Origin of the sequence: Anoxybacillus sp. MB8, from assembly GCF_011006755.1 — a bacterium.
In the GTDB taxonomy this organism is placed as follows: domain Bacteria; phylum Bacillota; class Bacilli; order Bacillales; family Anoxybacillaceae; genus Anoxybacillus; species Anoxybacillus gonensis.
Genome location: NZ_RXXX01000032.1, coordinates 22019 through 34673, shown reverse-complemented (window position 1 = coordinate 34673; position 12655 = coordinate 22019). Strand labels below are relative to the sequence as shown.

Here is a 12655-nt window from a genome sequence, read left to right as displayed (position 1 = left end):
TCGTCAAACGAACAGACGAAATCATATCGTGCATGTTATCGCCTTATTCGAATGGGAAAATGGAGGGAACGAATAACAAGATCAAGCTGATGAAACGTCGGGGATACGGATACAGAAATATCCAACGTTTTGCATTGCGGGTTCGGTTAGAAACAGCTAACATACTTTAATGGCAGGTACAAGTACATCTTTTGGTGATGAACCTGTTTTTTAGTTCAATCACCACTTTTATGCAGTTGTGATTTTTGTCTATTCATGTCGAAGGGGACGCGATACAATGGAAGTACATAGGAGGTGGCAGGTGTGAGCAGGTGGTTATGGCTATGTGTTGCTTTCTTTTTATTTCCTTCTGTCGTTCAAGCGGATGGAAAAGAGGAATGGATTGTGCGAGTGCAGCATCCGTCCAATTTCTCCGATATTCAATCATACGTCGTAGATACGGTCGGAATGTTTGCGAAAGTGGTGGTCACAGAAGAAGAACGAGAACACATTTCTCGTTTGCCGTTTGTTTTAAAAATGGAGAAAAATGATATGAAGCGAGCAGCTGTTAATGACCCATTGTTTTCGGAACAATGGTCTTTGGAGATGGTTCGTTGGCATTTTCCAACAGTGACATCGGTGAACCGGCTGATTGGAAAAGCGATGATTGTTGATGGACGAGAAGAAGTGTATGACGGACAGGCGTTTTTCGGTGAACATATCGTCATCAAGCTTGGAGAAGACACATTATCTCGCCTTTCTGTCACAGTAGATCATATCGAAGGACCATGGCGTATACAGGTGAAAGATGAAAAAGGGACGACGTTAGGGGAAAATGAAGGTGAACTTCCTCGCCTTGATGTTCTCATCCCCCGTCCTTCGTCAACGATTCATCTATATGTTACGGCGCCAAATTGGGCGAATCCTCCGCGCATCGTGGAATTGAAAGGTGTCAATCATGTCCTTGTTGCGGTTGTTGATTCAGGTGTCGTACAACATGAAGATTTGAACGATCATGTGCTGTATAGTGTAAGCGTTGATTATGCGGAAAACAAGCGATATGCGGATGATACGTATGGGCATGGGACGCATGTGACCGGCATTTTAGCTGCTAGCGTCAATAATGGAAAAGGAATAGCAGGACTGATCGGAGATGCGCCCGTAGATATTTTACCGATTAAAGTGTTAGACCGTTACGGAGTCGGTGGTGATTTTGAAATTGCGAAAGGGGTCAAATATGCGCTTGAGCACGGTGCTTCGATTATTAATTTAAGCTTAGCCGGTCAAGGAGAAACGGAAGTATTAAAAGCGGTCATCGAAGAAGCTGTCAAACGTGGCGTGCATGTTGTGGCGGCGGCTGGCAATAGCCATATGCCAACGACAAATATTTATCCCGCTAGCTACCCTGGAGTTATTACGGTCGCAGCGGTTGATCGACAACAAATGCCGCTTTCTATTTCGAATTATGGTTGGGACGTAGAAGTAAGCGCCCCTGGGGATTTTTTAATAAGCACATATCCATCAGGTTATCGGGCGATGCGCGGCACGTCGATGGCTGCTCCGCACGTCTCCGCGCTATTGGCTGTATTGCGCGCAATGTATCCAGAAGAAGATGCGTTTCAACTTCGCAACCGTATATGGAAGACGGCGAAAGATGTATATTGGCGCGGATATGATATGTATACAGGGTATGGGATTATTCAATGGCAACAAGCGCTTGCGTTATCGGCTCCGTCAAATATCGACTGGCTGAACTTACAACCGGGACAGCCCATTGAAAAAAATCGTACGTATATGTTAGGTTTGTCTTCGCGTTTTGTAGGGAAAAATGGTCACCTTTTTATCAATGGAAAACTTGTTCATTCATTCGTTATTCATCAGGAGATGATGCCGTTTCGTTTGTTTGATCTAGCGAAACAACAAGGAGACGTGGCGGTTGTCATCACCGATGAACAACAACGAGTGATCGCTTCCAATGTTCGTGCTGTTCCTATTCGACCGACGCCGTTTTCCGATGTAAAGAAAACATATTGGGCGTATAGCGATATTTTACAGGCACAACAACTTGGAATGATACGCGGATATGGAGATGGGACGTTTCGTCCAAACACCCCTCTAACGCGTGGAGAAAGTATGGTGATGCTTGCTCGCCTGTTCGGTTGGGAAGTGCCATCTTTGTTGTCCGCTCCTTTTGTCGATGTGCCATTGACAGCGACGAATGCGTTGTTAGTAGCGACGGCAGCGGAAAAAGGAATTGTGAAAGGAACGGAAGGAAAAGCGTTGTTACATGAGCAACTGACGCGCGGACAGTTTGCTTTACTTCTCATGCGTGCGCTTCAACTAGAGAACGAGCCGATTCGCTCTGTTTCCCCATTTCAAGATGTAACACAACAAGATATGTGGAAAGCGGTGCAGTTGTTAGCGGAACGAGGGATCGTTGCGAAAACGACATATTTTTATCCGAATGAACCTGTGACGAGGGCGCAAATGTGCGCGATGCTTGTGCGTGTTTCGACACTTATTCGACAATATTCGACAAAAACAGCATAAAAAAAGCCCCACCGTTTCCAAATGGGTGGGGAGGCTGACTTAGCAACCAAAACCTTATCGCATAAGTAAGTATAGCCGTTTTTTTTAAAAAAATCACTACAAAAATAATAACTTTGCTGTATAAAATTGTCGCTTTGTGTCGTTTTTTGTCGAAAAAAGATAGAGACGTGTCGAAAAGAAAAATATGCGTTGTCGGGTATGGAAAAGGTTAGGATTGTTTGTTATGCTTGATGATAGAAAAATGTCGAAAGGGAGAAGAATATGCTGGGGAAACGTCACGTATATTGTCTTTTGATCGTTTTTCTTGCTTTTTTTTCTGTTCCTATGCATAGTTGGGCAAATACAGAATTAAAGCAAGAAGGACGATTTGTTGATGTTACAGACGGCCATTGGGCAAAAAATGAAATTGATTTTTTAGCACATGCGCAAATTATTAACGGTTATCACGCTGGACAAACATCGGAGTTTCGTCCGGCGCAATCGGTGACGCGGGCAGAAGCGGCGAAAATGATCGTCAGCGCTCTCGGACAGACAGAGTGGAAAGACGGAACGTTGTCATTTCAAGATGTCCCGGCCAATCATTGGGCGCGTGGCTGGATTGCGCGTGCGGTACAGCTTGGCATTATGGGAGGAGACGGTACGACGAATTTTCGTCCAAATGACAGTCTTTCCCGCGCGGAAATGAGCATCGTTCTTGTGAACGCCTTTTCCCTTCCGAGCAAAGGTGCTGCGGTTGAGGCTGCTTCCGTATTTAAAGATACGACAGGTCACTGGGCACTTGCGCACATTAATCGTCTATATTATCACGGTATAGCGAACGGACGGGACGGACAATTTTTCCCGAAAGATGCGATTTCCCGTGCTGAATTTGCGACGTTGTTAGCTCGGACGATTAACGATCAGTTCCGTTTACCGTTGCCGGACTTAATCGAACAAGGAAAAACGAACATTCAAGGAACGGTGACGACTGCTACGCTTAATGTTCGACAAACGCCATCAGCGACAGGAGTGCTTGTTGGAACATTACAAAAAGGACAAGTTGTGGATGTGTACGATCTTAATGGCTATTGGGCAAAAATTGCTTATAACGGTCAGTTTGCTTACGTGCATAAAACGTATTTAAAATTGCGAAATATCGCAGGTTCTCCTGTGAAAGGGCGCATTATTGTCGTCGATGCAGGACACGGTGGAAAAGATCCCGGTGCCATGAGCGGAGGAGCGAACGAAAAAACGATTGTGCTTGAAGTGGCGAAATTCGTAAAAGAAAAGCTTGAAAAAGCAGGCGCAACCGTTATTATGACGCGAGAGACAGATGTGTATCCGACGTTGCAAGATCGTGTAAATATCGCAAAAAACAACTACGCAGAAATGTTTGTCAGCATTCATACAAATTCGGCGACAAATACAAGTGCGAAAGGAGCAGAAGTGTTTTACGATTCATCGACGAATCCGAACGGAGAGGAAAGTAAAAAGTTAGCACAATACATTCAAGCGGAGATTGTCCGCATGGCGAATATGGTCGATCGCGGCGTGAAAAATAGCGGACTTTACGTTTTACGCAACAATAGTGTAACAAGCGTGCTCGTCGAACTTGGATTTATTTCTAACGCAGAAGATCGTGCGAAATTAACGTCACCGGAATATCAAAATCTATATGCTGAAGCGATTTATCAAGGGATTGTGAAATACTATACATCACAATAGAGGAGGTGGCATGGTGCGCAAGTGGATTTTCCCTATCGTTTTTGTTTTCATGTTGGTCTTAACAGCGTGCGAGCAGGAACACGCAGGGGCAAGTGAAGAGCAAGAAATTGCAACAGCGCCGTGGACAGAGCAACAAATAGCGGATACGAATAGCCGTTTAAATCAAATCGACGAAAAGATCAAACAACTGGAGCAACAGCTCACGAAAATGAAAACAGCTGCGGGATCGCCGCAAGTGTTTAAAGATGTTCCGGTTGATCATTGGGCGTATGTTTCGGTCGCTCGTTTATATCATCAAAACATTGTTGGTGGCGTGGGGGACGGTTTGTTCGCTCCGAATCAGGCGATTACGCGTGCGCAAGCAGCAGCGATGCTTGTTAGAGCATTTCAACTTCCGTTATCAAACAAGCCATCGATTTTTGCGGATGTCCCAAATTCTCATCCGTTTGCCCGCGAAATTATGACAGCGTATGAGGCTGGTTTTGTCGGAGGGTACCCAAACAATCGTTTTGCCCCCCAAGAGTCCATGAAGCGAAAACATATGGCAATGATTATTCAGCGCGCTTTTCGCTTGCAAGCAACGTCAGCGCCATATGCAGGATATAAAGATGTAACAAACGGAACAGAAGGGGCGCTAGAAATTCGCATTATCTCTCAACATGGGATTGCGGAAGGAAGTAATGGCTATTTTTATCCAGAACAACCGACGACCCGCGCTCACTTTGCTACATTTATGGATCGAGCGCTACAAAATAAATAGGCTGTGCATGTGCACAGCCTATTTGATTTTTTTTACTTCGATTCCTTTATAGTAGTACTTTAAAATTTGATCGTACGTAAACCCTTTTTCCGCCATTGAACGCGCACCCCATTGGCTCATGCCAAGTCGATGCCCCCATCCATTTCCTGTGAATGTAAATTCAGTTGGAGCGGTTGGATAGTAAATCGTTTCATTTTCTGTACGAATCGAAGCATTTCCGTTTGAAATGATCGTTTGTCCGCTATTCGTTTGAAGTGTGTAGCCAACAATATGATCGACCGTTTGTTCTGAACCGTCCGCAAGTTTTACTTTTACATTGGCATTTCCTTTGACATCGAAAGCAATACTTTTTAATGAAACGCCAAAAAATGAACGAAATGCATCAGGTGATGACACAAACGAAGGTCGCGCTTGCACAGTACGTTTTTGGCCTGTGTCTGGATTGTACACAGTCGCTTCCATTTGTTGTACGCTTCCTGCACTTGTTTTTTGCGTGACACGAAGCGACACGACTTGTTCGTTTGTTAGTTTAAATTTTGATGATACGACATTTGTTGCGACTTTTCCGTTCCATCCGTAATGTGGATTGCTCGCATGACGATCGTACGGATCGGAAACAGAGCGAATGTAAGGAACAGCGCCACTCCACACATTTTCGCTATTTTCTGTATTCCCGCCAGAACTTGAATGAAAATAGGCAGCAATCGGCTCATTTTGATATGTTGCATACACACCTGCTGTTTCGTTGACTGCTGCGGTGGATGTCGCTTGTTCTTTTGATTTTCCACCGTACACTTGGCTCGCCACCGTCATTTGCAAAAATGATGATTTTTTCAATTGAGCGTATGCGTAGCTACGTGCAGCGACAGCTTGTGCTTTTAACGCTTCTTTATGCCAAGATGATGGCATTTCCCCAGGGACAACACCTTTTAAATAGTCTTCCATGTCTAACGTATTAAATAAGTTTGGTGCCGTTTGTCCTGGTGTAATTTCAAACGAACCGCGGTATTTTACGGGTGCTGATGTGCCGTTTGCTTGTTGAATGCTGCCGATCGTGACGTCGTGTTGGTCGTTTCTTGTCACTTCATCTAATAAAAAACCGCTTGTCGATGTGTAAGAAACGCCATTGATCGTTGCGACGACCGATCCGTTCATTTGCGAAAAGGCAATCGGATTTGTAAATGGGATCACTTGTTTTGTTTTCAAATCAATGAGTTGATAGTTTCCATTTACTGTCGCCAGGAACGTTGCGGTCGGCAATAGTTTTACCTTTACCGGTGTCGGATATGTTGCTGCATCAACGGATGTTGGGATAAAAAGAAACATGCTAAAAGCGACTACGATCCATCGAATGCTTTTCATCATTATTTCGCCGCCTCTATTTGTTGTTTCAATTTCTCGACTTCTTGCTCGAGCTGTTGAACGCGCTGTTCAAGTTTCGTGACGCGCTCATTTAGCGGGTTTATTTTTGCCAGCACCCATTCTACACTTGCTAAAACAGGTTCGCTATTTGCCAGTGCTTTTGATGCAGACACGGTTAACATCGCTGCAAGCAACATCATGATAATTGTTCTTTTTTTCACCGTTTTCTCCTCCCTCATTCCTATCTATCTCACATTATACCAAATCATTTCAACAAAAAGGACGAAAATGTAACAACATTCTAGTTTTCTATTTTCCATTTGTCGATTTTAAAATTTATGGTATAATGTCTGATAGGTTTGTGAAAAGAGATGGTAGAAAGTGTTACTTTTTAAACAATAATTGATTGAAAAATCGGGAATGCTAACGAATAGGGAGGTTTCCTATGGTTTATTTCACCTTATTTCTTTGTTTTGTTTTAGCTGTGCTCATTACGCCTGTCGTGAAATGGTTGGCGTTTCGAGTTGGTGCGACGGACAAGCCAAATCAGCGGAAAGTGCACCAAAAAATTATGCCTCGTTTAGGTGGATTAGCGATTTTTATTAGTTTTATCGTCGGTTATTTTGTATTGCAACCAGCTAGCCCATATGCGACGGCGATTGTCATTGGTGCGACAATCATCGTGTTAACGGGTGTGCTTGATGATATATATGAGTTGCCGCCAAAGTGGAAGCTGCTCGGTCAAATCATTGCCGCCATTGTCGTCGTATACGGTGGCATTCGCGTCGATTTTATTAACTTGCCATTTGGTGGTCATTTACAATTTGGATTATTAAGCATCCCGATTACGATGCTTTGGATTATCGGGATTACAAATGCGATTAACTTAATTGACGGTTTGGACGGTTTAGCTGCTGGCGTATCGTCCATTGCGCTTGTCACGATTGCTGGAATGGCAGCGACGATGGGCAATACGTACGTGTTTGTCTTTGCGATGAGTTTATTATTGCTCGGAAGTACGCTCGGTTTTCTTTTATATAATTTCCATCCAGCGAAAATTTTTATGGGTGATACAGGGGCATTGTTTTTAGGCTATATGATCTCTGTGTTATCGCTTCTCGGCTTTAAAAACGTTACGGTGTTTTCGTTAATTATCCCGATTTTGATTTTAGGGGTACCTATTTCAGATACGTTATTTGCGATCGTCAGACGCATCGTTAATAAGCAACCATTATCCGCACCGGATAAATCGCATTTGCATCATTGCTTATTGCGTCTTGGATACAGCCATCGTCAAACAGTGTTAATTATTTATGGCATGGCAGCGATGTTTGGCCTTGCGGCAGTTGTATTATCGAAAGCGACGATGTTTGGCGCATTAGTCGTCATCGCGTTTGTGTTGCTTGTTGTTGAGCTTGTTGTCGAGAAAGTTGGGCTTATCGGGAAAGATTATCGTCCGCTACTGAAGATGGTTCGCGGCATGAAAAAAATTTCATAATTCATGAAACGAAAGAGGGTGTCTCGCGAGACACCCTCTTCATTGTTCTTGAGCGAATTGTTCGGTTCGTGCTTGATAAGACGATACGTCAAGATGTGTTTTTAACGTTTGTTTAATTTCATCTACTGTTGCTTCATCAAGCCGGTAATAATATACTCCGCTAATGCGTGCATCTTCCCCTTTGAGATGAAGCGTTTCGATGTTTGCACCTGTTCCTTTTGTTGCATAAGCAAAGAAGCCTTTCATTTCCTCAAACGTTAAGTTCGTTGTCATGTTTTTCCCGACCGCTTCCATCACATCATCAAATTTCGTGAGCGACTGTACGCTCATCGCTTTTTTGAAGATTGCTTTCATCAGTTCTTGTTGACGTTTGCCGCGCTCGATGTCGTTGTCATATTTACGTGTTCTTGCAAGCGCCAGCGCTTCTTCGCCGTTTAATGTTTGTAAGCCTGGTTTTAAATGAATGGCGTTTTTCCGATCATGTGAATCCATTTCGCGAAGTTCGTAAGGGACATCAAACTCAATGCCACCGAGTTCGTCAACGACATCAACAAACGCTTCAAAGTTCATTTTGACGTAATAATCGACTGGAATATCGAGCAATTCTTCGACGGTTTCAATCGTTGCTTTTACTCCACCATATGCATGAGCGTGTGTAATCTTATCGTATTTTTTCTCGATTGGAATGTATACGTAAGAGTCGCGTGGGATGCTAAGCAATTTTACCGTTTTATCTTTCACGTTAAATGTCGCAAGGACAAGCGCATCGGAACGTACCGCTCCCATTCCTTTCTTTTGGCGAATGTTGCTGTCGTCTACGCCGATAAATAAAACAGAAATATTATCAGAATTCGGATCCACTTCTTTTATTCGCTTTTCTGATTTTTCGCGGCCGTCAATTTGTTCAAATGATTGCTGAATGACGGACTGTGCTTTATTGAAAAGAAACGTGGCGTATGCCCCTCCCCCGATGATGAGAAGAAGCAATGGGAGTAGAACAAATGTCCATATTTTTCTTCGCTTTTTCCTTTTTTTCATATATGCTCGTCTATTTTGCATCGTCGTTCCCCTTTTTTCAAAAGTTCAACAAATATCGACATGTAAACAATCATCATTTTACAAAATTTTTATGCAACCGTAAACGAAAATTTTTTTACTGCGCGACATCAAACTCGACGTATACATGCTCACCATCTGTAATGGTGCTTTTCCCATTAGTCAGTTCTGTCATCCATGCGCGAAAATCGTCTTTTTGTTTTTCTTCGACGTATGTGTCAATCGTCACGTGTTCTGCATAATGAATGTTTTTTATCGTATAAGTAGAGGCGCGCAGTTCATTTTCGACTTTTCCGAGCCATGTATAGTCAAACGTTGTATGCATGATCCGCATCAGTTTACGTTCGACAATACCTGCGGCTTTTAGGCCTTCTGTCACAGCTTTTCCGTAAGCGCGCACAAGCCCGCCAGCACCGAGTTTAATGCCGCCGAAATATCGTGTGACAACGACGACGGTGTTTTTTAGCTTTTTCTTTTTCAACACTTCGAGCATTGGAACGCCTGCCGTTCCGCTTGGTTCACCATCATCGTTTGCTTTTTGAATGTGATCGTGTTCGCCGATCATATATGCGGAACAGTTATGCGTCGCATCCCAATGTTTTTTCTTGATTTGTTGGATAAAGCGAACCGCTTCTTCTTCTGTTGTTGCGCGTTCGACGTAACAAATGAAGCGCGATTTTTCAATGACGATTTCTGCCTCTCCATATCCTTTTACCGTATAGTATGTCTCTAACAACGTGTAATCACCTCGAATGATTATTGGAATGTTGTGTACTTTTTGACGAAAAATGCTGATAGAAATAGATGAAACATGCTATAATAAAAATTATAAAACGATATGTCAAATGTTCAAAGCAAGAAGGACATTCAAATAAAAGTCAGAAAAGTCATTTTGTTTGACTTTTGGTCATTTTTTCTTTAGGTGGTGTGTATGTCCAATAAAAAAATAAATGCAAAAGAGCTCGACCGAATTGTAAAAAAAATGATTGAAACGGTCGACCAAAGTAAAGCGGAAATTTTTCATATTAGCGAACAGTCGCGCAAAGAACATGAGCGGTTGCTTGAAGAGCTCAGGCAAACGAAAGAAGAAGTGCAACGCGTCATTTCTCAAACGGATGAGTTAGAAATGAAAACAAGGCTCGCACGGCAGCGGCTGTCCGACGTCAGCAAAAACTTCTCGCATTATACGGAAACAGAAATTCGCCAAGCGTATGAGAAAGCGCATTCGCTACAAATGGAACTGGCGATGGCGCAAGAGAAAGAAAAACAGCTGCGTCAACGTCGTGATGAGCTAGAAAGACGTTTAGCTTCTGTAAAAGAAACGATTGAGCGAGCTGATCATTTAATTGGTCAAGTGACGGTTGTGCTGAACTATTTGAACGGAGATTTCCGAGAGTTGAGCGAGTTTATTACTGGCGCAAATGAAAAACAAGAATTTGGGCTGCGCATTATTGAAGCGCAAGAGGAAGAGCGAAAGCGGTTGTCGCGAGAAATACACGATGGCCCAGCACAAATGCTCGCGAACGTCATTATGCGTTCCGATTTAATTGAACGCATTTACCGTGAGCACGGTGCAGAGGAAGCGATTCGTGAAATGCGCGATTTAAAAAAAATGGTGCGCTCTGCGTTATACGAAGTGCGCCGCATCATTTACGATTTACGGCCAATGGCGCTTGATGATCTCGGTTTAATTCCGACGTTAAAAAAATATTTACAAACGATCGAAGAATATCATAAAAAAACAATTACGTTTACATACATAGGAGAAGTACGCCGTTTATCCGATCGTTTTGAAGTCGCCATTTTCCGCCTCGTGCAAGAAGCGGTTCAAAATGCATTAAAGCATGCGGAGGCGAAGGAGATTCAAGTGAAAATGGAGCTAAAAAAAGATAGTTTGCTGATCGTCGTAAAAGATGATGGCAAAGGATTTAATCCGAATGAAAAAAAAGATAAAGCATTCGGATTAATCGGTATGCGTGAGCGTATCGAATGGTTGGAAGGGAAACTACATCTTTATTCACAACTTGGACGCGGAACGATCGTTACGATGCATATACCGCTTCATAAGACGCAACAGAAAGGGGAACAACAGTGAAAACGCGCATCGTTTTAATTGATGACCATAAACTATTTCGAGAAGGAATTAAACGCATTTTAGATTTTGAACAAGATTTTGAAGTTGTCGCGGAAGGAAGCGACGGTGACGAAGCGCTAGCGCTTGTCGAGCAATATAAACCAGATGTCGTCATCATGGACATGAATATGCCACATGTCAATGGCGTGGAGGCGACGCGCCAACTCATTGAGGCGTATCCGGATACAAAAGTAATCATTTTATCGATTCACGATGATGAAAGTTACGTCATGCACGCCTTGCAAACAGGAGCGATGGGATATTTATTAAAAGAGATGGATGCAGACGCCTTAATTGAAGCGGTTCGTGTCGTGGCGGACGGCGGCTCGTATTTGCATCCGAAAGTGACGCATAATCTTGTGAAAGAATATCGTCGTCTCGTCGCTGGAGAGGGAACAGGACAAGAAAAGAAAAAACAAGCGGTACGCCGACCGTACCATTTATTGACGCGCCGCGAATGTGAAGTGTTGCAGTTGTTGGCGGACGGAAAAAGTAATAAAGGCATTGCCGATACGCTCTTTATTAGCGAAAAAACGGTGAAAAACCATGTAAGCAATATTTTGCAAAAATTAAATGTGAACGATCGAACGCAAGCGGTTGTCGTTGCGATTAAAAACGGCTGGGTAGAAGTGAAATAAGGTTGTCGAGTGGATTCGACAACCTTTTTCAATGCAAGGATAGTTATAATATAGTACAATGCAAGTAGGAAAAATTTTGGACAAGGAAGGTAAAGGCAATGAAAACGGCGATTTTAACAGATAGTACAGCATATATCCCGAAGCATATTCGCGAACAGTTGAATATACATATCATTCCTTTAAGTGTTGTCTTTGGAACGGAGACGTATCGAGAAGAAATCGATATAAGTGCAGAAGATTTTTTTGACAAAGTCAAAACGAGCGAACAACTGCCGACAACGTCACAGCCGCCGATTGGACTATTTGTTGAAACGTTCGAGCAGCTTGCAAAACAATACGATGCGGTCATTTCGATTCATTTATCAAGCGGCATTAGCGGAACGTACCAGGGGGCCGTTTCCGCAGGGCAAATGGTTGAAGGCATTCGTGTGTATGCATACGATTCGGAAATTAGCTGCATGGTGCAAGGTTTTTATGCGATAGAGGCGGCAGAAATGGCGCAAGCAGGTATGCATCCAGAGGCGATTATTGCGCGGCTAGATGAAATGAAGCGATCGGTGCGCGCATATTTTATGGTTGATGATTTATCGCATTTGCAGCGCGGTGGGCGGTTGAGTGGCGCACAAGCGTTTATCGGCAGCCTTTTACAAGTGAAACCGATTTTACATTTTGTTGATAAAGTGATCGTGCCGTTTGAAAAAATTCGTACACGTAAAAAAGCGTTAAGCCGAATAGAAGAGCTATTTGCTGAAGATGCGATGCTCGGCGTTCCGATGCGTGCGGTCATCATTCATGCGAATCGTGAAGAAGAAGCGCGCGCATGGAAAGAAAAGCTCGAACAACAATACCCGCACGTTGAATTTTTCCTTAGTTATTTCGGACCGGTCATTGGCACACATTTAGGTGAAGGAGCAATGGGATTCGGTTGGTATAAAAAATAAACAGGAATTTTTTTGATTAGCGCGAATAGAAGA

12 protein-coding genes are annotated in these 12655 nt (G+C 43.2%); 8 read left to right on the top strand and 4 right to left on the bottom strand.

The features are described from left to right. The 4 genes from EKC99_RS11190 to EKC99_RS11175 form a co-directional block, all read left to right on the top strand. Positions 1-170, top strand: a 170-nt coding sequence (locus EKC99_RS11190; protein WP_163151934.1) for a transposase, incomplete at its 5' end; no start/stop codon positions are given. 133 nt (positions 171-303) lie between these two features. Beyond that, on the top strand, positions 304-2529 hold the full coding sequence (locus EKC99_RS11185; RefSeq protein ID WP_163151932.1) for a S8 family peptidase: 2226 nt from the start codon (positions 304-306) through the stop codon (positions 2527-2529). Between the two features lie 261 nt (positions 2530-2790). After that, entirely contained in the window at positions 2791-4233 is a 1443-nt protein-coding gene (locus tag EKC99_RS11180) for an N-acetylmuramoyl-L-alanine amidase (RefSeq protein WP_163151930.1), read from the top strand. Between the two features lie 10 nt (positions 4234-4243). Further along, complete coding sequence (locus tag EKC99_RS11175; RefSeq protein ID WP_163151928.1) at positions 4244-4993, top strand: S-layer homology domain-containing protein; 750 nt, start codon at positions 4244-4246, stop codon at positions 4991-4993. Positions 4994-5011: 18 nt separating this feature from the next. On the opposite strand, the gene EKC99_RS11170 is transcribed toward EKC99_RS11175, so the two are convergent. Both EKC99_RS11170 and EKC99_RS11165 read right to left on the bottom strand, forming a co-directional pair. After that, positions 5012-6358 (bottom strand): SpoIID/LytB domain-containing protein, encoded by a 1347-nt coding sequence (locus EKC99_RS11170; RefSeq protein WP_163151926.1) that lies wholly within the window; start codon positions 6356-6358, stop codon positions 5012-5014. Further along, positions 6358-6576 (bottom strand): hypothetical protein, encoded by a 219-nt coding sequence (locus EKC99_RS11165; RefSeq protein WP_163151924.1) that lies wholly within the window; start codon positions 6574-6576, stop codon positions 6358-6360. Before EKC99_RS11165 ends, EKC99_RS11170 begins: the two co-directional genes overlap by 1 nt. 224 nt (positions 6577-6800) lie before the next feature. Between EKC99_RS11165 and EKC99_RS11160 the strand changes: the two genes are divergently transcribed. Beyond that, positions 6801-7853, top strand: a complete 1053-nt coding sequence (locus tag EKC99_RS11160) for a glycosyltransferase family 4 protein (protein WP_163151922.1) — start codon at positions 6801-6803, stop codon at positions 7851-7853. 39 nt (positions 7854-7892) lie between these two features. On the opposite strand, the gene EKC99_RS11155 is transcribed toward EKC99_RS11160, so the two are convergent. Both EKC99_RS11155 and EKC99_RS11150 read right to left on the bottom strand, forming a co-directional pair. Beyond that, on the bottom strand, positions 7893-8912 hold the full coding sequence (locus tag EKC99_RS11155; protein ID WP_163151920.1) for an LCP family protein: 1020 nt from the start codon (positions 8910-8912) through the stop codon (positions 7893-7895). Positions 8913-9006: 94 nt separating this feature from the next. Beyond that, positions 9007-9645: a YigZ family protein gene (locus tag EKC99_RS11150; RefSeq protein WP_163151918.1), complete on the bottom strand. Its 639-nt coding sequence runs from the start codon at positions 9643-9645 to the stop codon at positions 9007-9009. A gap of 195 nt (positions 9646-9840) precedes the next feature. Between EKC99_RS11150 and EKC99_RS11145 the strand changes: the two genes are divergently transcribed. The 3 genes from EKC99_RS11145 to EKC99_RS11135 all read left to right on the top strand — a co-directional run bounded on the left by EKC99_RS11145 (position 9841) and on the right by EKC99_RS11135 (position 12622). Continuing rightward, positions 9841-11004 carry a sensor histidine kinase gene (locus tag EKC99_RS11145; RefSeq protein ID WP_163151916.1) on the top strand — a complete coding sequence of 388 codons (1164 nt, stop codon included), beginning with the start codon at positions 9841-9843 and terminating at the stop codon, positions 11002-11004. Beyond that, positions 11001-11681 carry a response regulator gene (locus EKC99_RS11140; protein WP_163151914.1) on the top strand — a complete coding sequence of 227 codons (681 nt, stop codon included), beginning with the start codon at positions 11001-11003 and terminating at the stop codon, positions 11679-11681. Before EKC99_RS11145 ends, EKC99_RS11140 begins: the two co-directional genes overlap by 4 nt. 98 nt (positions 11682-11779) lie before the next feature. After that, positions 11780-12622 (top strand): DegV family protein, encoded by an 843-nt coding sequence (locus EKC99_RS11135; RefSeq protein WP_009362436.1) that lies wholly within the window; start codon positions 11780-11782, stop codon positions 12620-12622. Positions 12623-12655: the final 33 nt, after the last annotated feature.

Coding starts and splice junctions, on each gene's coding strand:
- EKC99_RS11180 (WP_163151930.1), top strand. CDS start 2,791: ATGCTGGGGAAACGTCACGTATATTGTCTTTTGATCGTTTTTCTTGCT.
- EKC99_RS11175 (WP_163151928.1), top strand. CDS start 4,244: ATGGTGCGCAAGTGGATTTTCCCTATCGTTTTTGTTTTCATGTTGGTC.
- EKC99_RS11170 (WP_163151926.1), bottom strand. CDS start 6,358: ATGATGAAAAGCATTCGATGGATCGTAGTCGCTTTTAGCATGTTTCTT.
- EKC99_RS11160 (WP_163151922.1), top strand. CDS start 6,801: ATGGTTTATTTCACCTTATTTCTTTGTTTTGTTTTAGCTGTGCTCATT.
- EKC99_RS11155 (WP_163151920.1), bottom strand. CDS start 8,912: ATGCAAAATAGACGAGCATATATGAAAAAAAGGAAAAAGCGAAGAAAA.
- EKC99_RS11145 (WP_163151916.1), top strand. CDS start 9,841: ATGTCCAATAAAAAAATAAATGCAAAAGAGCTCGACCGAATTGTAAAA.
- EKC99_RS11135 (WP_009362436.1), top strand. CDS start 11,780: ATGAAAACGGCGATTTTAACAGATAGTACAGCATATATCCCGAAGCAT.